Origin of the sequence: Paeniglutamicibacter sp., from assembly GCF_046714615.1 — a bacterium.
In the GTDB taxonomy this organism is placed as follows: domain Bacteria; phylum Actinomycetota; class Actinomycetes; order Actinomycetales; family Micrococcaceae; genus Paeniglutamicibacter.
Map to the genome: position 1 here is coordinate 28,426 of NZ_JBKKAP010000167.1, position 19,404 is coordinate 47,829.

Consider the following 19,404-nt stretch of genomic DNA (forward strand, 5'->3'; position numbering starts at 1 on the left):
CTCGACTTGGCTTTTCAGTCTAGGCGAGCCGGGATCCGTACCCGACCTAGACTTCCAGTTTGCGCCTGATGAACGAGGAGAGCTGGTCAACCAGGATGATCAAGACCAGGACCACCACGATCTGGGTGGCCATCGCATCGAAGCGGAACGACTTGATGGACTGGTTGATCAGCAGGCCGATGCCGCCGGCCCCCACCAGGCCCAGGACCAGCGAGGACCTGACATTCACGTCGAAGCGGTACAGCAGCAACCCCACGAACTGGCCCAGGGCCATGGGCAGTGCGGCGTGGGTGACCTGCTGGAGACGCGAGGCCCCGGCCGTGGCCAACGCCTGCTGCGGGCCCAAATCGGTTTCCTCCATGGACTCCGCCCACAGCTTCCCCATGACACCGGTGTTGTGGCAGATCAACGCCAGCACGCCCGCAAAGGGGCCAAGCCCCACGGCCGTGACAAAGATCAGCGCGAAGACGATGTCCGGCACCGCGCGGAAGAAGGAAAGGATGGCGCGGGAGAGCTGGTACACGGCCCGGTGCGGCGTGGTGGTGCGCGAGGCGAACACCGCAAGCAACAATGCGGTCGGGATGGAAAGGGTGGTGCCCAACAACCCGATCCACAGTGTCACGGTGGTTGCCTTCAATGCCGGGGCAACGACCGATTCCCAATCAAGGTCGGGCGGGAATGCCTCGGCCAGGAAGGAAGCCATGCCTTCGGCACCCGTGACAAGTGCCGCAACCTCGAAGTCGGTGCCGCGCAGGGCGAAGACGTGCAGGACGATGAACACCGCGATGGCGGTGAGGATCGAGGTGATCCGCCACCCGGCGTTGGGGACCTTGGGGACTGAAAGGGTTGGGACCGGCGTGCTCATGCCGCTACTCGATTCGGGGTGTAGAGGCGGGCTTGCATGGAGGCATCGAGTCCGGAGATGTGTCCGGAATATTCGATGCGGCCGTTGACCAGACCGATGACGGTGTCGGCGTGGCGCAGGGCCAGGTCCGGTTGGTGCAGGACCGCGGCAACGGCCAGGTTTTCCGCGTGGGCGAGTTCGGCCAGCAGGCCCATGACTTCCTCTGCCGAGCGCGGGTCGAGCGCTGAGACCGGCTCGTCGGCCAGCAGCACGGAAGCGCGCTGGCACAGGGCGCGGGCCACCGCCACGCGCTGGGCCTGGCCGCCGGAGAGCCTGCCTGCCTTTTCATGCGCGCGGTCGGCCATGCCGACGCGGGCCAGGGCGGCCATGGCCTCTTCCTTGAGTTCGCGGGGGAAGAACAGGGGACTGACGGAGGCCGGGCCACCGAGCCGGCCCAAGGCGCCTGCACAGACGTTTTCCAGCGCGGTACGTCGGGGGACCAGATGGATCTTTTGGAAAACCATGGCCACCGTGGAACGGGCGCGGACAAGCTCGGCACCGCGCAGGGTGGACAGTTCGGTGCCACCGAGTTTGATGGATCCGGCCTCCGGGGTTTCCAGCCCCATGATGCATTTGAGCGTGGTGGACTTGCCCGAACCATTGGCACCCAGGAACGCGACCACGGAGCCGCGGGCGAGCGTGAAGTCGACCCCGTCCAGGACGGTACGCCCGCCAAATGACTTGGTCAGGTTCCTTACCTGCAAGATTTCTTCGCCTGCCGCTGCGATTGGATGCAGCGCGGGATCCGGCAGCCGTTGCGTGGACATTAGATGTCCTTCTCGGTCAGGCCCATGGTGTCGGCGAGATCGAAGAGCGGGTTGTAGGTTTCCTTGGTGACCTCGATGAGGGCACCCGCCGGGGTGACGTCAAGGAACTTGCCGACGGCTTCGATGTCTGCGGGTGCCAGGTTCAGCAGCGCATCCTTCACCGCCGCCTTGAAGGCAGGGTCTGCATCCGCCGAGACGGCAATGGGGTCGTTCGGAATGGCTTCGCTCTTCCAGACTTGGCGGAAGCCGGCCGGATCGAAGTTGCCCGATTCGCGGGCGCTGGCCAGGGTCTGGGAGTTGATCTGGGCCGCATCCACGGTGCCCTTGGTCAGGGCAAGCATTGCCTCGGGGTGGCCGCCGGCATAGTTCATGTTCAGTTCGTCCTCGGCGATGCCGGCCTTTTTCAGGCCAAAGCGGGGCAACACGTCTCCGCTGGTGGAACCGACCGAGCCCAGGGCGAGGTCCTTGTCGCGCAGATCCTCGATGCCCTTGATGCCGGAATCCTTGGGAACCCAGATGCCTGCGGTGTAGGACGAGAGCTTCCCGTCGGCCGTGCCGAAGGACACCAGCGGCTCGGCGTTGGCCTTGGTGGAAGCGAAAACGAAGCCCATGGGCCCGAACTGGCCGATGTCGAGCTTGCCGTTGCGCATTGCGAGCACCTCGGCCGCGTAGTCCTCGACGACCTGGACCTCGACCTTGCAGTCCAGTTCCTTGCCCAGTGCCGCGGCGAGCACCCGGTAGGCGGGTTCGAGCTTGGCCGGATCCTCGAATGGCTCGATGCCGAACTTCAGCTCCCCGGTGGGGCAGAAGGCGTTCGCATTGGCGTTGGCCGGGGACTCGGCGGGGGAGCAGCCAACCAGGGTGAGGGCCGCGACCGCGGCCAGGGAGAGGGCGAGGGTGCGTGGGAGTGTCATGGTTTTTCAGGATCCTTGGAGTGCGGTGGTGGCTCGGGTGGCGGCGACTGCGTTGAGGTTTGCCTCGGCGAGGCCGAAGGAGATGGTCATGCCGATGCCGCTGGTCACGGAAACCAGGGTGATGGATTCGGCGATGTCGCGAACCAGGACGGGGGAAACCTCGGAGGAGGCGTAGATGCCCTGCCAGCGTTCGGTGGGCAGGATGTCTTCCACATCCAGCACCTTGGCCGCGGCCTGCAGCAAGATCTCGGACGTGGATTCGGTGAGGAACGGTGGTTGGGTCAGCTGGTAGGAGTGTGAATCTCCGAGCAGCAGTGTGCCGTCGGGGCGCTGGGTGAACATCACGTTGGCGCCGATCTCCAGGAGGTCGGGGCGCGCCGCGGACACCTGGGAGCGCAGCGCGCTCGCCGAGGGCAGGTGCGTGAAGGCGTCGTAGCGCAGCATGGAGGTGGCGGTCAGCACGGCCGGGACGATGGTGGTGCTTTCCGGGGCGGGGGCCGCTGTCATCTGTAGGGCACAGCGCTCGATGCGGTGTTCCGCCGCGACCTCCGGGAAGAGGTAGTCAACGTCGTGGCCGACACAGATGAACACCTGGTCGGCCTCGTAGGCGCCGCGGCTTGTGCTGACGCGCGCCCGGCGTGCGGCGCCCTGCCCAAAGCCCAGGGCCGCGGTGTTGAAATGAACCGCGGCGCCATCCTGGTCGTTGAGCCAGCCGGCAAGCGTGCCCACCGTGGTACGCGGGTCAACGCGCAGGTCGTCGGCGAGGAAGGCGCCGCCGCGGATGCCGTCGGTGTTTTCACGGCCGAGCTTGGCCCTGACATTGTCGGCGTCAAGCACCGTGACCTGGCCTTCGGGGCGGGAATCCGAGAATTCACGCAGCAGCTGGAGTTCGGTCTCGGTGGCGGCAACCACCAGAGCACCTGACTCGATGGCCCAGAATCCCGCCTTGGCGGAGAAATCGAGCCAGTGCTTCCGGCCGGCCTGGGCCAGGTCGTAGAGGTCGCCGTGTTGGGCGGTGATGCAGGCATGGCCGAAGTTTCGCACCGAGGCACCCACCGCACGGTGGTCGCGTTCGATGACCGTGACGCTCAGGCCAGACGCGTGGGCGAGTGCTGCATGGGCAAGGCCGATGATTCCTGCCCCGACGACCAGGACGTCGGTGCTTGCCACCGGTTCTTGGGTGGCTTCTGAATTCGAGTTAAGGATGTTCACGACATTGATGCTTGCCGGTCCGGGCGGCTCGTTTCAAGCCAGGAAGGCACTTGTTCAGACAAGTTCATCCATGGTTCATTTGGCCATAAATGCCTTCATGATCTGTTCATTTGCGGTTCATCGACGTCCCTGGAATGGCGCCGACTCCACTTGTATGATCAAGTACGTGCTGCCACTATCCGATGAACCCATCCACCGGCGCCTGAGCGATTTGTACCGCCAGAGGATCTCCTCCGGCGCCTGGAAAGAAGGCGTGCCCTTGCCCAGTGAGGCGGAGCTGTGTGCCGAGAACGGTGTTTCCCGTGGAACCGTTCGACAAGCCCTGTCGAGCCTGCGTGGCGAGGGCCTGATTACGGGCGGACGCGGTAAGCCTCCGGTGGTAACCCGCCCGGTGCCGTCCCAGTCGTTTGCCACCTTCATGTCTTTTTCCGAGTGGGCCCATTCCCTGGGCCGAGAGCCGGGGCAAAGAACAGTGGAGATTGCCCGGCGCCCGGCGGGCGAGGACCTGGCGGGGAAAATGCAGCTGCAGCCGGGCGAACCGGTCATCCAGGTCCTGAGACTTCGTTTGCTCGACGGGATTCCGACGATGGTGGAACGCAGCAACTTCATTTCGGAAGCAGGCAAGGCGCTTTTCGACTTTGACACGGACAGTGGATCAATCTTCGGCTACCTGACATCCCTCGGCGTGGACCTGAGCCGGGGCAAGCATGTGATTGATGCGGTCGGAGCCGACGAGACGGACGCCTCCCTGCTCGGCGTTGCCGCGGGTTCGCCATTGTTGCGCGAGCACCGGCTGACCTATGGTCGCGACGGCAAGATCCTTGAGTGTTCGGATGATCGCTACCTGCCGCATCTGGCGAACTTCGTCATTGAAAACACCAGGCAGTCCATGGCGGCCATGGCGCGTGTCCCGCTGGTCGCCTGAAAATCGAGCAACACCAAAGAGGATGAAAACCCTGATTGAACTCGTCGCCTTGGATATGGCCGGAACCAACGTTGACGAGCCCGGAATTGTCTACCGCACCCTCGAGGATTCGCTCAGGGCCGCCGGAGCCGGCATGGCCCCGATGGACGTGCAGACCCGGCCCTGGAGGCGCGGCAGTTCGACCGCTTCCGCGCCCTTCTGGCGGAACGCCATGCGTCCAACCGGCCGGTTGCCCTGCCGGGGTTGAGGATGGCTTGCGTGACCTCAAGGGCCGCGGAATCAAGGTTCGCCTGAGCACGTATTTGCGCGCGATGATGCCACTCAGATCCTCGATACCCGGGGCCGCGGCATTGGCCAGGGCAGGCTGCTCGATGCCGCGGTCACCAGCGATGAAGGCGCTGCGTCGCGCCGAGCTCGAGCAGCACCCGCACAGCTGGGTGTTGGACGGCGCCAAGGACGTTCCCGGTGTTCTTGAGTCGGCACTAGTCAGCCACTAAAAATATCGTTTTGGTAACAGCGCCCCGGAGGCCATTGCAGCCGCCGGGACGCATTTTTGTGTGTGATTAACTTTTTTCACGGCTCTGACTAGGAAGAATGGCGCACGGACGAGTGCTTGGCTTGACTTGGCCCGGGGGTGGTGCCGTACCGTCGTTGAGTAACGTTTCTATAACATCGGGTTACGGAACGCGTCACACCTACCGCCGAGTATCCCTCGTTGTCCATTGCGGCGGTAGCCACTCGAACGTCGATTGCGACGCCGGACAACGCTGCCAAGATGGTCCTGGACGACCTATGCGGAGGATGGCACTGGAGACAAAATGATCCAGCAGAATACCAAGAGCAAGAACATTCGCCGCGGCGCAGCGACTGTTGCCGCACTGGCCATGGCCGGGGGAGCCATGGCAATGTCGGTGGCACCTGCATCGGCAGCCAGCACCAGCACTTGGGACGCACTGGCACAGTGCGAGTCCGGCGGAAACTGGTCAATCAACACCGGCAACGGCTACAAGGGCGGGCTCCAGTTCTCGGGCTCGACATGGAGCGCCTTCGGTGGCAGCGGAAGCGCTGACAATGCTTCGAAGTCGGAGCAGATCCGCATTGCCGAACGCGTCAAGGCCGCCCAGGGCTGGGGCGCATGGCCCGCATGCTCGGCCGAGCTGGGACTTTCCGGCGGCAAGGGCGCCGTAGCCGAGACCTACGCTGCCACCCCGAAGAAGGAAACCGTGCAGAAGTCGAATTCGTCGAGCTACAAGTCGAATTCCACCAAGACCTACAAGACCAAGTCGGTTCCCGCCAAGAGCTACGCCTCCAGCGGCAAGCGCGCAGCTGCCCCGGTCGCCAAGGCGCCGGCCATCAGCGTCAACGTCAACGACTCTGGCAAGAACTACACCGTCAAGGCCGGGGACACCATGTTCAAGATCGCCCAGTCCCAGGGCCTGAGCAGCTGGCAGGACTTGTACTCCCTGAACCAGAACGTCGTGCCCAGCGCCGACCTCATTTTTGTTGGACAGTCGCTGGACTTGCCAACCAAGTAAACCGGTCCCTCGCAAGAGCGGACGAACGGCCAGGAGGGCTGTTCCGCAGTCAACCCCCAAGTGGCTGCGGAGCAGTCCTTTTGCGTTTCCGCAGGGACCTTGCCCGGTCTGGTGCCCGGCCGGACTCAGGCGAACGCGAACACCGGCGGAAAAACGAGCACCACGACAGCGGCCCATGCGCCGTAAATTGGCAGATAGCGCGTCTGCCAACGCTCGAGCGCCGCGAGCGGATGCCTGCCGCGCAGGAACCCGGCGGCGAGCCAGGCGGCCCAAACCAAATGCACCAGCAGCAGCAGGTTCAGCCCGAGCGCGGCGACCTTGTTCGGGCTCAATCCGAACTCGGCGATCCTGGCCAACATCGCCGCAAGCATTACCGCGTCCATGGTCAGGGCCGCCCCGACGAGGATCAGCTGCAGGGCATCGAAGAGCCCCGGCGGCGCCAGCGGATCGCGGGCGGAGAGCGAGTAGAGCAGGAGACACAGCACCAATACGAGGATCGCGTTCATGAGGATGAGCAGGCCGCGGTCGACGTCGAGAAGGCCACCGGCGGTCGTGAGCACGACCAGCATGGCCAGCAGCATCACAATCGTCAGGGGCGTGAAGACGCGCGTCAGGACAGGGGCGATGTTCTCGATGACGTCCTGCTTGGCCTCGACCAGCCAGGCGGCAACCACCAGTGCCCCGGGGACTGCGAAGGGCAGGATCCAGTCCTCCAGAACCGGTTCCAGGTCCAGGCCGACGAGCTGAAGCACGGCGAAGGTGAGTCCAACGAGCACGCCCCCGCCGAGGCCCAGCAACGTGAAGTAGATGGCGAATTCGCCGGTGAACCTCACGAAGTCCATGCGCCTGCCATTGGAGCGCCACCGCCCGCCGACATAGGCCAGCCCCACCAGTAGCCACAGGATCACCGGGGCGTGCAGCGCCGCGAGCAGCCAGGTGGAGCCGCCGGGAGCAAACGGGTAGACGTTGACCACGAGGGCCAGTGCTGCGAAGGGAATGGCCAGCGCGATCGCCGTGCGCGCGGAGATCCGCCGCTTCCACGCGAAATACGCGGCCACGAACGGGAACACCAACAGGCCGAAGTTGCGCAACAACGCATCGTCGTCGCCGAGCCAGGTGAATCCCGCCTTGAGGGCAAGCCCGGCCCCCACTGCGAGGGACAGCACGATGGCAAGCTCCCGCCAGGGCGGGGCGCCGGTGTCTGCGGATTCCTCCGGGAGCAGGACGAGCTGCTTCCACAGCCGCTCCGAGTGCTCCCGCGCGAATTCGCGTGAGACCGCATCGAGGTTTCCCATGCGCTTGATCGCCACCAGGAAGGCCTCGTCGTCATCCAGCCCGCCGGCCCTTCGTTCGGCGATCTGCTCGCGCAGGTGGTCCTCGAGTTCATCGAGGTCTGCGGGGGAGATTGCCTGGCGACGGGCAACGTACCCGCGCCACATCTCGATCTGGGCCTCGAGCCCGGCGTGCGGCTCCATTACGCCCACCCCGTTTCCACGGCGGAGGGGCGCTGCGTCGCGTGCCACACCTGTCGCAGCGCCTTGGCCACGACGTTCCACTGCTCCTGTCTCTGGGACAGGGCTTCGCGTCCGGTCTCGGTGATGGCGTAATGCTTGCGCCGGCGGCCGGCCTCGGAGATGCCCCAGGACGAATACAGGTAGCCGAGCCGCTCCAAGCGGTGCAGCAGCGGGTAGAGCATGCCGTCGGTCCACGCCATGTCCCCGCCGGAGAGCTCGCCCACGCGCCTGATGATGGCGTAGCCGTGCAGCTCGCCCTCCGCCAGGATCCCCAGCACCAGCGGGGTTGCCGATGCGGCGACCAGGTCCTTGTCGATGCGCATGGTGCCTCCCATACATAGATGTACTAGGTATTGAACGCCTGTAGGTCCATGAAAGCAAGGCGGGCCGCGGACTGGGTCAATCGGCGTACACCACCGTCCCGGCGGACCACGGCAAGCCGGTCACCATGAGGGTCACGGGCAAGCTTGCCGGCTACACGACGCGCACCGTCACCTCGAAGGCCATCCCGGCCACTTTGTTACGGCTCGCGGCACCGGGGGTGGATCCGTACGGGAGCTGGGAGGTCGGCAGCCGTGCCACCACGCGCAACTATCCGGGCCAAAAGTGGCGCTCCGGCACCAAGGTCTCCTACCAGTGGTTGCGGGACGGCAAGCCCATCATGGGTGCCACCGCGAAGACCTACGCGATCAAGCGAACCGACCGGAACCACCGCATCTACGTACGCGTGACAGCGACCAAGCCCGGCTACCTGCCGGTGGTCCAAACCGTCGGCAGGATAGCGGCCTAGCCTTTCCGATTCCAGCAGAGGTTCATGGCGGCATGAGTAACACTTGGACGAGAACGCTGCATCAGTTCAACCCATGGAGGTAATCGTATGAGCAAGGATTTCATTGGAGGGGCGAACATGCCTCCTCACGTGAGGATTTTCCCGCGTGGGATCCGTTTGAACGTTTCGGAGCAAATGCTTGAATTCCGGCCCAGATTTGGATTGGACCGTTTCTTTGGACCATGGATCCTCGAACGCCGCCAGGTGAAGCTGATCTACAGGCAGCAGAGGGGCCTGAATTCTTTTCATAGCATCGGTATCGTCGTGAGTGACGATGTGTGGTGGTCGTTCTATACCAACCGACCGGAGGAGGTCCTGGATTGCCTGGAGGCGTTCGGGTACCCGATTGACTCTGATGCGCGGCGCAAACGACGGCGGTGAACTGGCCTTCGCAGGGGCATTGGCATACTCAGCCAGGTCCACCGAGCGGCATCACATGACGACGGATTATGCGCCCATCGCTATGTCACTTCGACGAAACCAAGTATTGCGAGGACCAGCAGCTGAGAAGTTTGCATAGGAGATTGTCAGTGGAAGTTCTATAGTGACCACCGGCGGCAACGGTTTTGACCACGGGCGGCGGCGGGTGGAGAACCTCCCCGCCCGATGCGTCTTGAGGGTGCCAGTCGATTGGACGTCGGTGGTGAAGCGGTGAAATCACCGGGTGCCCAGCAGCGTATCCAGTCTCTCGTACCCCTGGGTGATGCCGTCTTCCATGCCCGAAGAGGCCATGCCGTCCCGGGCCTCGATGGTCGGATACACGGAGTGTCCGACCAGTCGGCAGCGGTTGCCGTCCAATGCCTCGAAACGCATGTAGTCCATGGCGACCACATCAGGCTGGCCGTCGTATTCAAAGGTCTGGATGGCGACCTCGTTCTCGCGGACGGTGTGGAAGACGCCGGTGAATCCGTAGGTACCGGTCTCGTTGGAGTGCGTGTATTTGTAGGAGCCGCCGGTGCGGAAATCGTAGTTCTCGATTTCCATTTCCATGCCGTAGGGTCCGAGCCATTGCGCCAGCAGGGCTGGGTCGCGGTGTGCCTCGAACACCGCGGCAACGGGAAAATCGAACTCCCGCGTGAAATCAATGAAAGGCGTGCCTTCGGGGACGGTGAGGTTCAATGGGTTGCTCATGATGGGACTTTCGTGGATTTATCCGTGGTGCGCGGACCGGTCTTTGAGCACGGCGTCCAAGCGGTTGTATTTTGCTTCGGCCAGCAGCCGATATTTGTCGATCCAGCCGGTCAGCTCCGTGAGAAGTGCAGGATTCAAGTGAACCGGCCGACGTTGCGCCTCGCGTGTGCGAGTCACCAGATGCGCCTGCTCGAGGACTTGAATGTGCTTCGAGATGCCCTGGATGGACATCTTGAACGGTTCGGCGAGTTCGTTCACAGTGGCCGGCCCGGTGGACAGCCTGGCGATGATTTGCCGGCGCGTCGGGTCCGCGAGGGCCAAGAAGGCCCTGCTGAGATCTTGCTCGTCAAAGGACACGTATTCAACTCATTCCTTGATCAACCTTTCGGTTGATTACAACGATCCGCCGGCGTCCGCCAATAGTCAAGAGGTGGGGCGGGGTGATCTTGACTCTTCTCGGCGCCGGCCGAGTGCCAAATGGTTTCGCGCCAACAGCCCTAGCCGACGGCGGCCCGCGAAGCCACGTAAGCACGTGCCGCGGCCGCGTGGCTTGCCTGGATGCGCAGGAACAATTCGGCGCTTTGGTGGCCGGGCCAGTCCCCGGGCAAGCAGCTTTCCGGCAGCCCGGGATCCACGTAGGGGATGGTCCGCCAGGAATCGATGGCCCGCACATAGGTGGCGAAGCTTTCGGCGCAGCTGGCGTTTCCGGCTCCGGCCACTGCCTGGTTCTGTTCGAGGAACCCGTGGTGCAGTGCGGCCAGCGCATCCAGGTCCCACCACGCGGCGGCCGAAGCGCGTGCGGTTCCAGTGAACTCCAGCAGATTGGAGACAATGACCGTCGCGTGGTCCTCCAGGCCCAGGACGCGCAAGATCTCCCAGACCTCGTCGCGCAGGTAGTTCGGGAAGATCCACAAGCCCGGGGCCATCAGTCCGCCGCCAATGCCTTGCAGGTACTTGCGTAGCTGGTGGCGGCGTTCTCGTTCGGCTTCCGGGATCGAATATGAGAGCAGGCACCACGAGTCCGTCGTTCCCATGGCGCGCGGTTCGAAGATGCGCCTGTCTCCCCGGGTCAGGATGCGTTCACCGGTGGCGGTCAGCTCGAATCCCGAGATTTCGTTCCGGGCCTGCTGATCGAGGATCCCCTTCTTCTTTAGGCGGGAAATCGCGGTCCGGGTCACCTGGGGCGTGGTGCCCAGCGCGTCCATCAACGCAATCAGGTGCGCCGAGGAAATCCAGCCGCCCAGCTCGCGCAGGTACAGGCCCACAATGGTGCGCACCAGGGAGGTTGTGCTGCCGGGGCGGGCATCCAGGTCGTCGAGTTCCGAAAGCATGCGTGGGTGCTACTTGCCGATCTCGGTGCGAACGGCGAACAACTCCGGGAAAAACGTGAGGTCCAGGGCGCGCTTGAGGAAGTCGACGCCGGAGGATCCGCCGGTGCCCTTCTTGAAACCGATGGTGCGTTGCACCACGCGCATGTGGCGGAAGCGCCACGCCTGGAAGTTGTCTTCCAGATCCACGAGGTCCTCGCAGGCCTGATACAGGCTCCAGACGGTTTCGTCGGATTCGTAAATGTCCTTGTAGATCGGGACAAGCGCCTCCTGGAAGACCCAAGGCTGGGAGACGTCGCGTTCCAGGATCTCCTGGGGGATGGCATAGCCCGAACGGGCCAAGGCGCGGAGGAAGGAATCGTAAACCGTCGGCTCGTGGAGGAGCTTGGTGAGTAGTTCGTGGGCGCCCGGGTCGGATTCAAAGACCTTGAGCATGCCCTCGTGCTTGTTGCCTAGGATGAATTCGACGGCACGGTACTGGTACGACTGGAAGCCGGATGACGAGCCGAGGGATCCGCGGAACTGTGCATACTCACGAGGAGTCAGTGTTGCAAGGACCGCCCACTGCTCGGTGAGGGTCTTCTGGATGTGCTTGACGCGGGCCAGACATTTCAGCGACTTGCCGATTTCGTCGTTGTCCATCAGGCGACGCGACTCAACCAGCTCGTGCAGCATCAGCTTGAGCCAGAGCTCGCTGGTCTGGTGCTGGATGATGAACAGCATTTCATCGTGGTGCTCCGGGACGCTGACCGGGTGCTGTGCCGAAAGCAGGCGTTCGAGGTCCAGATAGCCCCCGTACGACATCGCGTTGCTGAAGTCTGTGCGGACGGTGTCTTCGATTTCGCGGGCACCCTCGGGTGTCTGTGCGTGTGGGCAGGCCATGAAAAAATCGTATCATTTTCTCGACGAGCGTCAAGAGAGTGAAATGTCCATGTTTGGTTGCAACGAGTTTAATCTTCAAATAGTCCATCTCAGATTGAATCTCAGGCAGAAAACTTGCTGTCGCGATAACGGCTCGATCCAGGCTGGCCTTCACAAGTGCGGTGGACGAATCCTCACAAATACAACGTCTTGACGATTCAGATGATTGGAGAGTCACACCCAATCCTCGAGTCAAGCCGGAACACAAGCCTCAGCCTTGCAACTCCCCATTAGATCTATTGATAGCCAAGATGAGTTCCCGAGCGATAGCCAGCGGTATTCGCTCTTGTTCTATACGAAATGCCCCTTGCCAATCTTTGTCAGTGATTCTTTCGTATGTCGCCCGTTCCTCTTTTGTCAGCAGTTCGAGTCTCTTGCGCGGGCGAAGTAGGAATCGACCAGTTCGGTCGTGCCTCACTCCGAACTTTCCGTAGTCATCCAACGTGGAGTCATCCATGAAAATGGTGCGCGCATTTAGTGTTCGTTTCCGATATTGATGCACTATTTCGAATCCCTCTGCATCTAGATCACCCCAATAGATTATGTTGTCGCATTCCGAGACCCACGGAAGGAATGGAATGAAAGCTGGACCGGCAGCCCCGGCGCCTTGGATGGCGATGGCACGTTCAAGGTCTGGAAAGAAGAGGGCCGTGTCCTTATTCTCGGTGATAATGATGGTTATTGGACGATAGTCAAGGCTCGACGGATCACCTTCTGTTGCGCTGTCGAATCGGCGACCGCCATCGGCGTGATGTTGCGGATCAAGGTAGGCGAAGTGAACTGTGCGTGGTCGATTTATGAGGCCCAGATCGTGATTGCCGCTCAACGCCTGGATGAGATGCTGCGAGGTATTGAGCCATTTACTGTCAAAGCCTTCGATAGGGACCTGCCGTGGGGTAAGGCCGCTGGCATCGTGATCGCGGAACCAATCGGCAACCGCGAGCAGTAATTCAAAGTCGACAGTGTTTAGCTCCGTTAGTTCGCGAAGCAGTGGTGCCAAAGAAGCATGAGGAAATCGGCCTTGAACGATGAGCGCCTTCTGTCTAGCGCGTTCCATTTTTGTTGGCCACCCGGCGCCAATAAGTCGCGCCGCCGTGTCGGCGTCCGGAATAACTATGTGAGTCGGCATCCTCTGCGCAGTTCCATGTACCTTGCGAACTGCTAGGCGCAGCTCGAGCTGGTGTTCTTCGGCCCAGTCAGCCCAATCAAACCCCCAGTTTTGAATCGCCGCAAAGTCGGTTTCCAGACGGTCACCACTCGGAGTTCCGAGGGCAATCGTGTGTGGCCATTCGTCAACGGCGTTGAGGACCGAATTCTGCCAACAGTTTGCCAAGCGTCGCTCGAGTTCCTTCAGGACTTGGTGACGAGGTTTCATTCCGACTCCATCGCATCGGTAGCACGCATGCTCCGAGCCTTTTCAGACACTGGTTCGTCGATGGCCCGAATACGATTGATCAGTGAGAACTTTCCCGGTTTATTGACCCCTAACATCAAATCCACGTGCATTTCGATGCCGGTGACCTTATCCAAGGGGGCCGCGATGATCAGCTGAAAGCCAAGCCGTTTCCAGGCGTGGACCCCTCGCCCAGCAAACTCGGCATCTGCCTTAATGAAGCCTTCATCCAGCAAGACCGGAGCGAACCGAGGCCTTGTGCTGCTCTCTTCATCGCCGAGCTGGTAGCGAAGGGCAGCTCCAACGATGAAAGCGACAAGTTCCTGTGTTTCCCCGCCGCTCTTTCCGCCGAGACTGTCGTAAACGCTAAGTTGGACCCCGTGTTCATTGGTCCGCTCAGCAGTGATTGTCAGGTGCCTGTGCACGTCCAAATAAGTGTCTCGGGTGCAGATAACGCCCTTCGGCAACGAGCCACTGGGTCGGATCAACATTACGAAGTCGTCAATTTCCTTGAACCTTGCGTCTGTCTCTTCGGACTCATACGTAGCCGTCGCACCCTCAGCGATACGATTCAAGCGTTTGAGAAATAGTCGGACCGGTTGGGTGGGTAACCGTCGCAGACTGATACGTAGGCGATCTTGTTCAGGGCCGAATGGAATACTGGCGAGAATTTCGTTGACTTCGTTGAGTCGCTCCTCGATGTGGTTCACAGACTCCCGCATGCTGTGGGCAAGTGGTATTAAATCTCGTCCGGTCCACTGCGCCATCTCTCGTTTGAAATCGGACCGGCGTTCTGGCAATCCTTCGGCAATGAGCTCGTCAAGGACTGATTGGTAATCCTCGTAGGAACTAGTCGTGATACCGAGGTCAGAATTAGGCCATGTTCTCTGATATGTATCGAATACCCGGATCAGTGATTCGGAGACGGCCGTTTCTCGCTGCCTGGCTCCACGAGCCCGGTCGTCGAGATGACGTTTGACCTTATTGAATGAGTCCGTCAGCAGTTCGAAATCTCCAGGAACACCATGCTCGGCGAATACCTCGTCGAGGTGGATCTGCTGGTCGTCCGTGAGGCGGACAGCTTCGGCTGTAGCAGTAATTTCAGCGAAGATGTCGTCTTGTCGGGTAACAAGCGGACCGTACTCTCGCTGCAATCTTTCGGCCGCAGATTCAGCGGTAACGCGCAGGCGGTTAGCCTCGCGATGTTCTTCTTCGAGGCGGATCCTCTCGACTTCAAGCGCTGCCAAAATCGAGTTCGATTCCCAAAGCCGAGCTCTTTCCGCCTCCGTCGAAGCGATGTGAGCGTCTAGAGACAGAACGTCAATTTCCTGCCATTTGGAATCGAGGACGTATTGAAATGCTTGGCGTATGAGTTGCTGTCTTTTTCCGTGGTCATTAAGAACAGCGATTTCGATGTCTAGTTGCTCGAGGTCTCGGTCCAACCCATCTAGGCGCAGTGCTAGCTGTTGCCGGTAGGATTCGTTTGAGAAACCGATGATGTTCTCATTCGTAATTCCGCCGTGAGCACCCTTAGGACCGTCTTTTACCTGCCCTGCGAGAGTGAGCTGTTTCCTGCTCCCGCTGGTGAAATCGCGGGCGGTTTCCACACATTCATAGTCGAATCGTCTGGACACCTCCAGCTGCAGCCACCCGCCATATGGTGATTCGGCGAAATTCAGCATGCTGGCCAATGTTCCAGGAGAAGCGGTGGCACCGGAAATACCAGTGGGAATGGCTCGAAATCTGATTCGATCACGCAGTGCCAATGTATCAATGCTGCTACGCAGGCGCTCGGCAGCTCTTTCGTCCACGAACAAAGTAAGTGAAAAGCCGCGCATCACTAGTTCCATAGCCGGCCGCCATCGCTCGTGTTCTGGTCGTATATCGATCAGCTCAGCAACGAACGGCAGTTCTGTTTGGTCGATTCCCGCGCAGTCAGCAATCTTGGCGCGAGCCTCAATGTAGCGCAACGGTAGTTTGGTGGAGCGGTTCAGGAGTGATTCGTGTTCTCGCGCCAATAGTTTGCGCTCAGCTTGGATGGTCCATAAATCATGTTTGATTCCGTCCTGCTTGGCCGTAAGCTCCATGTCCTGATCGTCATAGGAACTAATGAATTCGAGTGCATATTGGGCTAGGGAATCAAACTCTTCTTGGGTCTCTAAGCCCGAAGAATGGTTGAGTATGGCAACTCTCTCGTAGAATTTCATCCGTTCCACGGAGGCCGCATCGCGCTCAATAGCGAGATCATCGAGATGATTCTTGAGCCGTTCAAGTGCGTGGCCGCCATTGGCGCGCTCGTCCTGTGCAATTTGATCCAACTGCAGCTTTCGATTTTCCTCCACGATGCTCGCTTCGCGGAACGCCTGCTGGGCAGCGATGTACTCAGCGCGGTTGCTGTCCACTACTTGGTCAAGGAGAGTACTCCTCGTTTTCAGTTTCCATAGCCGGAATGGGGTGGGCCCGTCGCCGTTGATGCGGAAGGAATCCACTGTTTCGATTTCCCGCTGCGCTGAGGTCATGTCAGCATGCAAACGAGGCATGTCCTTCAGTACATCAACCTTCTGCGCTGCGGTCAGCATAGCTTCATGGGTCCTGGCCAGGTCATCGAAGTGACTAATCACGACGTCTGCTTTTTTATATGTTTCAGGTTTTTCGAGCACGAGCTGCTTATAGAGTGCATCGACAGACTTCACGTCATGCCCGCCTTGAATGCGCGCGAGAAGCTTCATGGCTCGAGCGCCGTTGCCGTTGTGCCCGATTCCCAGTTGTGTGTATAAGGCTTGTGCAAATGTGGCATAGGAGTCGTGGTTGCGCATCGCTGGATATCGACCGAGTAATTCTCTGGGAAGGAACTTCGCGGCGGCGAACTCTTCGATGTCTTTGAGATTCAGGTCCCCGGGCGTCGTGAGCATTCGCATAGTCAAATCTGAAGCAGAAGACGCTCCGACGCGTGCGTAATATAGGCGAAGCGCGGTGAAATGCCGACCATCATCGTTGCGAAAAGTGGCTGCGATTGCAGACCAAGTGGCGGAGTTTTTTCCCCGAAGTATGTCGTCGATCAGTTCGCCGGTTTCATCGTCCCTGACGGTATCGATAGCGCCGCGAATATAAGAAAGTGCGCTACGTTGGTCTTTGCCCCTTGCACGTCCACTTCCCTCGTTTGAAGCGCCATTAAACGGGGTATTGGACTCCATCATCAATGCTGTGTACGCATCAAGGAGCGATGACTTGCCGCTACCCGATGGTCCGCTGATTAAAGTTGAGAATTCGAATTCCGTCGAATGGTAGTTGTGGAAAGTTCCCCAGTTAACGAGTTGCATCCGGGCAAGGCGCCATTGGGGAATGGCCTCGAAAAGTTCCACCGAGAGCATAGGTTCGCTGCTCATTACTCAGGTACACCTTCCAAATCATTAGTTATCCATTGCATAAGCTCCCGCAGTTTTTCCACCGTAAGTACTGCACTGATAACTGGAGAAATGCGGAATCGGTCGGCGTCGCCTTGAACAGCGATTAGAACGCCTTCATCATTAAGCCCAGTGATCGCATTTGTCTCTCGTCGCCGAGTTTCGACATGGTTTGTACCATCAGTTCGCCGGTTCGACTCCAAATAGTGCAGCAATTCTTCGCGGTCCACAAAGACGTTGTCGGAACCGCTGGCCCATTCGCGAGCGAATCGATCACGTAGTTCGACAAGGAGAACCGTTTCCTCAAGCGTGTACTGCCGGTTATGTAGCAGTGTCGGGAAACGGCCTTCGCCCTCCGGAACAGCACCTCGCTTATATGCGAACTGCCGGTCTTCATCGAGAACGAGTTCCAGGAAGAGTTCGTTGAGGCGAATCTCGATGGATATCCTGTTCGTCAACAAGGCTTGCCATTCTTGAGGATATTTGTCAGCGGAGAGATACTTCCGCTTCAAGAGGACGATTAAAGCTTTACGCTGGGCCAAGGTTAGCTCGCCCCTGTCTCCTTCAAATAGCTGCTCTCCTGGTGTCCCCAAATCATTTTGAGAACAATCTGGAACTTCACCAACTGCCAAATCTGCCGTGAATTCGGCCAGAGCCTGAGCTTGCTCGGTAGCCTCGTTACCGATTGGATCGCTAGTCATGATGTCTCCTCATCTCTGGCAAGAAATCGAAGTTCCTCATCGGTGAAAGTCAGGAGCGGAGCCGCATACGCGACATGCGTGCCGTCGCTTCGGACAGTTTCGAAGATTTCCTCGGCATCGCTACGGAGCAACGACGCTCCCGCGACATGGAGGAGGCCGAGCACTTCTACGGGGCGTCGATCCGTAGCCGCCAACCGGTTGAAAACGTCAGCGGCGGTTTGGGTATCGTCATTGGATAGTCCATTCAGCAGCATCGAACGCAAGCGGGAAAATGATGGGCCCCCTTGTTGCCGGATTTCTTCGGCAGTGAGGGCAACTCCATCCTGTCCGGTGTCATCGAGCGGAGGCGGGGGAGCCAATTCGGCTGGGTCGTGGAGGCGTTCCCGCAGTGTAGAAACTTCGAACTTTGACGGTGTTAGAGAAACGTTTACGCGCGTTCGTACGCCAGAGCGTTCGATTCGCTGAGCCAATTGCTGTCTTAACTCGTGCAGTAATGTGTCGAGCTCTTTGCTTCGCAGGGCTTCCTTTTGCGCCAGATTGGTCCGGAGCGTTGCCGATAAGTGCCGCTGCTGGTCCTGAATAGTTTCCACACCTCGAATTAAAAGAGCGGCTAGCGCGGTGACTCGGTCCCGATCACTACGTGTCAATGCTTGGGCGAACGGATGCGCGAGGAGGGCTTCGATATCCTGGCGAAGTGAAGCCAACATCTCATCGCGCGCGAGCAGATCGAGAGCGCCTTGGTAGGCGCGACCTTCCGTGGAGTCATTAAGAACATTGCGGGAACGAGTGAGATATTCACCAACGATGTCGCCTTTCGGACGACCATCGGTACGGAAAGCGCTGATAATCTGCCGATGCATTTTGGCGACGCTCTCCTCAACGCGTTTGAAGTCTGAGGGTAGGTCGTCGAGCAGATCCGCAAGGTTCATGAACGCCTCTAGCATTCGGTCGTCAGATGCTGCTTCGATATGACCACCCTTCGAAATGCGGTCACGCTCCGTTGTCAGCCTGGAAATTTCCTTGTTTAGCAACTGAAGCCGCGCGTCAGCGTCCGGATTGGCATCCATTGCGCTTCGGCGAGCAACATCCACGATGGTACGGATGCGGGACTCTGAGAGAAGAGCACGCTCACCACCTAGGTTCTGGACGAAAGCCATTGCGTCCTGAGCATGCGAGGTTAGGGCGTAAAACTCTTCTCCGTCATCGCGGGCGTCTAGGATTAACCATTTTCGCCTCACCCAGTCTCGACAAAGTTGACGAGCCTGGGAAGGCTCGTATCCGTCATGGCCATTGGAAGCTAGGATTCCGAGAAGCGTTTCTACATGTGCGTGAAAGGTCGTCGCCGTCATTTGGGTAACGTCGCGGGAAAACGTGGAGCGGAAGATTGCCACAACAAGCGGGGCTTCGTTCTTACTAAGCAATCCAAGGGTGGGTCGGTCGAACGCCGATTGCACCCTACTGAGTTCGAGTCCAATATCTGCCACGGTTCCTCCTTGAACGACATACTAGGAGACGGCACCGACAAGAACAGCATAGGGCGCGGAAAATCAACTCTTGGATTGTCATCTGATTCCGAATACTGAGAGATTCGGCTGCAGGAAAACTCGGTCAAGTGTATGAAATCGAAATCTACATTGGATCTCGAAACCGAAAATGGGCAGATCATGGAAATGGCTACACCAATATGGAACTGCCCCGAGATGAGGTCAGAGAATATCCATGATCGCGCGCGTAATTAAGGTCACTACCCATTCATAGATTGTGGGGAAGTACCAAATAGTGTGGCTCTCGGACTTTAGGCGTGGCGTCATCAAATAAGTAGGGCCCGCAGCCCTACGGAATTATGGGTGTTGACTAAGACATTCATAATTCCAAGGACCACGAGCCGTGTTAAATACTACGGGCGCAGGCGATGCTGCGTCGACC

Annotated in this window: 20 protein-coding genes; 6 read left to right on the forward strand and 14 right to left on the reverse strand. The window is 59.7% G+C overall.

Annotated features, from left to right (window positions below):
- Positions 1–46 precede the first annotated feature (46 nt).
- The 4 genes from phnE to ACLQ7E_RS19770 are packed head-to-tail and all read right to left on the reverse strand — an operon-like array spanning position 47 to position 3,755.
- Positions 47–865 carry a phosphonate ABC transporter, permease protein PhnE gene (gene phnE / locus ACLQ7E_RS19755; RefSeq protein ID WP_411734284.1) on the reverse strand — a complete coding sequence of 273 codons (819 nt, stop codon included), beginning with the start codon at positions 863–865 and terminating at the stop codon, positions 47–49.
- A complete protein-coding gene (locus ACLQ7E_RS19760; protein WP_411734285.1) occupies positions 862–1,671 on the reverse strand; it encodes a phosphonate ABC transporter ATP-binding protein in 810 nt (269 codons plus the stop codon). The genes phnE and ACLQ7E_RS19760 overlap by 4 nt, the downstream gene beginning before the upstream one ends.
- A complete protein-coding gene (locus tag ACLQ7E_RS19765; protein WP_411734286.1) occupies positions 1,671–2,585 on the reverse strand; it encodes a phosphate/phosphite/phosphonate ABC transporter substrate-binding protein in 915 nt (304 codons plus the stop codon). Before ACLQ7E_RS19765 ends, ACLQ7E_RS19760 begins: the two co-directional genes overlap by 1 nt.
- Before the next feature lie 6 nt (positions 2,586–2,591).
- Positions 2,592–3,755 (reverse strand): TIGR03364 family FAD-dependent oxidoreductase, encoded by a 1,164-nt coding sequence (locus ACLQ7E_RS19770; RefSeq protein ID WP_411734287.1) that lies wholly within the window; start codon positions 3,753–3,755, stop codon positions 2,592–2,594.
- On the opposite strand from ACLQ7E_RS19770, the gene ACLQ7E_RS19775 reads away from it, so the two are divergent.
- The 4 genes from ACLQ7E_RS19775 to ACLQ7E_RS19790 all read left to right on the forward strand — a co-directional run bounded on the left by ACLQ7E_RS19775 (position 3,745) and on the right by ACLQ7E_RS19790 (position 6,257).
- On the forward strand, positions 3,745–4,722 hold the full coding sequence (locus ACLQ7E_RS19775) for a GntR family transcriptional regulator (RefSeq protein WP_411734288.1): 978 nt from the start codon (positions 3,745–3,747) through the stop codon (positions 4,720–4,722). The genes ACLQ7E_RS19770 and ACLQ7E_RS19775 overlap by 11 nt on opposite strands.
- Positions 4,723–4,744: 22 nt before the next feature.
- Complete coding sequence (locus tag ACLQ7E_RS19780; protein WP_411734289.1) at positions 4,745–4,969, forward strand: hypothetical protein; 225 nt, start codon at positions 4,745–4,747, stop codon at positions 4,967–4,969.
- Between the two features lie 7 nt (positions 4,970–4,976).
- Positions 4,977–5,219, forward strand: a complete 243-nt coding sequence (locus ACLQ7E_RS19785; protein ID WP_411734290.1) for a hypothetical protein — start codon at positions 4,977–4,979, stop codon at positions 5,217–5,219.
- A 321-nt stretch (positions 5,220–5,540) separates the two neighbouring features.
- Positions 5,541–6,257 (forward strand): transglycosylase family protein, encoded by a 717-nt coding sequence (locus ACLQ7E_RS19790; protein ID WP_411734291.1) that lies wholly within the window; start codon positions 5,541–5,543, stop codon positions 6,255–6,257.
- 125 nt (positions 6,258–6,382) lie between these two features.
- Here the strand turns inward: ACLQ7E_RS19790 and ACLQ7E_RS19795 are convergent, their stop codons facing one another.
- On the reverse strand, positions 6,383–7,732 hold the full coding sequence (locus ACLQ7E_RS19795) for a permease prefix domain 1-containing protein (protein WP_411734292.1): 1,350 nt from the start codon (positions 7,730–7,732) through the stop codon (positions 6,383–6,385).
- Positions 7,732–8,094: a PadR family transcriptional regulator gene (locus ACLQ7E_RS19800; RefSeq protein ID WP_411734293.1), complete on the reverse strand. Its 363-nt coding sequence runs from the start codon at positions 8,092–8,094 to the stop codon at positions 7,732–7,734. The genes ACLQ7E_RS19795 and ACLQ7E_RS19800 overlap by 1 nt, the downstream gene beginning before the upstream one ends.
- Positions 8,095–8,219: 125 nt before the next feature.
- On the opposite strand from ACLQ7E_RS19800, the gene ACLQ7E_RS19805 reads away from it, so the two are divergent.
- Positions 8,220–8,561, forward strand: coding sequence for a hypothetical protein (locus ACLQ7E_RS19805; protein WP_411734294.1), 342 nt, complete (start codon positions 8,220–8,222; stop codon positions 8,559–8,561).
- A gap of 87 nt (positions 8,562–8,648) precedes the next feature.
- A complete protein-coding gene (locus tag ACLQ7E_RS19810) occupies positions 8,649–8,981 on the forward strand; it encodes a hypothetical protein (protein ID WP_411734295.1) in 333 nt (110 codons plus the stop codon).
- A gap of 276 nt (positions 8,982–9,257) precedes the next feature.
- Here ACLQ7E_RS19810 and ACLQ7E_RS19815 read toward each other — a convergent pair whose 3' ends face one another.
- The 8 genes from ACLQ7E_RS19815 to ACLQ7E_RS19850 form a co-directional block, all read right to left on the reverse strand.
- Positions 9,258–9,731, reverse strand: a complete 474-nt coding sequence (locus tag ACLQ7E_RS19815; protein WP_411734296.1) for an SRPBCC family protein — start codon at positions 9,729–9,731, stop codon at positions 9,258–9,260.
- Between the two features lie 18 nt (positions 9,732–9,749).
- Positions 9,750–10,088 carry an ArsR/SmtB family transcription factor gene (locus ACLQ7E_RS19820; protein ID WP_411734297.1) on the reverse strand — a complete coding sequence of 113 codons (339 nt, stop codon included), beginning with the start codon at positions 10,086–10,088 and terminating at the stop codon, positions 9,750–9,752.
- Between the two features lie 140 nt (positions 10,089–10,228).
- A complete protein-coding gene (locus tag ACLQ7E_RS19825; RefSeq protein WP_411734298.1) occupies positions 10,229–11,062 on the reverse strand; it encodes a PaaX family transcriptional regulator C-terminal domain-containing protein in 834 nt (277 codons plus the stop codon).
- 9 nt (positions 11,063–11,071) lie between these two features.
- Positions 11,072–11,941 carry a tryptophan 2,3-dioxygenase gene (gene kynA / locus ACLQ7E_RS19830; protein ID WP_411734299.1) on the reverse strand — a complete coding sequence of 290 codons (870 nt, stop codon included), beginning with the start codon at positions 11,939–11,941 and terminating at the stop codon, positions 11,072–11,074.
- A gap of 250 nt (positions 11,942–12,191) precedes the next feature.
- Positions 12,192–13,355, reverse strand: coding sequence for a Wadjet anti-phage system protein JetD domain-containing protein (locus tag ACLQ7E_RS19835; protein WP_411734300.1), 1,164 nt, complete (start codon positions 13,353–13,355; stop codon positions 12,192–12,194).
- Positions 13,352–16,759, reverse strand: a complete 3,408-nt coding sequence (locus tag ACLQ7E_RS19840; RefSeq protein ID WP_411734301.1) for an ATP-binding protein — start codon at positions 16,757–16,759, stop codon at positions 13,352–13,354. The genes ACLQ7E_RS19835 and ACLQ7E_RS19840 overlap by 4 nt, the downstream gene beginning before the upstream one ends.
- Positions 16,759–17,478 (reverse strand): DUF4194 domain-containing protein, encoded by a 720-nt coding sequence (locus ACLQ7E_RS19845; protein ID WP_411734302.1) that lies wholly within the window; start codon positions 17,476–17,478, stop codon positions 16,759–16,761. The genes ACLQ7E_RS19840 and ACLQ7E_RS19845 overlap by 1 nt, the downstream gene beginning before the upstream one ends.
- The gene (locus ACLQ7E_RS19850; RefSeq protein WP_411734303.1) at positions 17,475–18,962 is read right to left on the reverse strand and encodes a DUF3375 family protein; all 1,488 of its coding nucleotides are present in this window, start codon (positions 18,960–18,962) and stop codon (positions 17,475–17,477) included. Before ACLQ7E_RS19850 ends, ACLQ7E_RS19845 begins: the two co-directional genes overlap by 4 nt.
- Positions 18,963–19,404 lie beyond the last annotated feature (442 nt).

Bases quoted from the DNA above. Each gene is read 5' to 3' on its own strand.
- ACLQ7E_RS19800 (WP_411734293.1), bottom strand. From the start codon at position 8,094: ATGCGCATCGACAAGGACCTGGTCGCCGCATCGGCAACCCCGCTGGTG.
- ACLQ7E_RS19810 (WP_411734295.1), top strand. From the start codon at position 8,649: ATGAGCAAGGATTTCATTGGAGGGGCGAACATGCCTCCTCACGTGAGG.
- kynA (WP_411734299.1), bottom strand. From the start codon at position 11,941: ATGGCCTGCCCACACGCACAGACACCCGAGGGTGCCCGCGAAATCGAA.
- ACLQ7E_RS19805 (WP_411734294.1), top strand. From the start codon at position 8,220: ATGAGGGTCACGGGCAAGCTTGCCGGCTACACGACGCGCACCGTCACC.
- ACLQ7E_RS19840 (WP_411734301.1), bottom strand. From the start codon at position 16,759: ATGAGCAGCGAACCTATGCTCTCGGTGGAACTTTTCGAGGCCATTCCC.
- phnE (WP_411734284.1), bottom strand. From the start codon at position 865: ATGAGCACGCCGGTCCCAACCCTTTCAGTCCCCAAGGTCCCCAACGCC.
- ACLQ7E_RS19790 (WP_411734291.1), top strand. From the start codon at position 5,541: ATGATCCAGCAGAATACCAAGAGCAAGAACATTCGCCGCGGCGCAGCG.
- ACLQ7E_RS19835 (WP_411734300.1), bottom strand. From the start codon at position 13,355: ATGAAACCTCGTCACCAAGTCCTGAAGGAACTCGAGCGACGCTTGGCA.
- ACLQ7E_RS19825 (WP_411734298.1), bottom strand. From the start codon at position 11,062: ATGCTTTCGGAACTCGACGACCTGGATGCCCGCCCCGGCAGCACAACC.
- ACLQ7E_RS19795 (WP_411734292.1), bottom strand. From the start codon at position 7,732: ATGGAGCCGCACGCCGGGCTCGAGGCCCAGATCGAGATGTGGCGCGGG.
- ACLQ7E_RS19815 (WP_411734296.1), bottom strand. From the start codon at position 9,731: ATGAGCAACCCATTGAACCTCACCGTCCCCGAAGGCACGCCTTTCATT.
- ACLQ7E_RS19780 (WP_411734289.1), top strand. From the start codon at position 4,745: ATGAAAACCCTGATTGAACTCGTCGCCTTGGATATGGCCGGAACCAAC.
- ACLQ7E_RS19765 (WP_411734286.1), bottom strand. From the start codon at position 2,585: ATGACACTCCCACGCACCCTCGCCCTCTCCCTGGCCGCGGTCGCGGCC.
- ACLQ7E_RS19760 (WP_411734285.1), bottom strand. From the start codon at position 1,671: ATGTCCACGCAACGGCTGCCGGATCCCGCGCTGCATCCAATCGCAGCG.
- ACLQ7E_RS19845 (WP_411734302.1), bottom strand. From the start codon at position 17,478: ATGACTAGCGATCCAATCGGTAACGAGGCTACCGAGCAAGCTCAGGCT.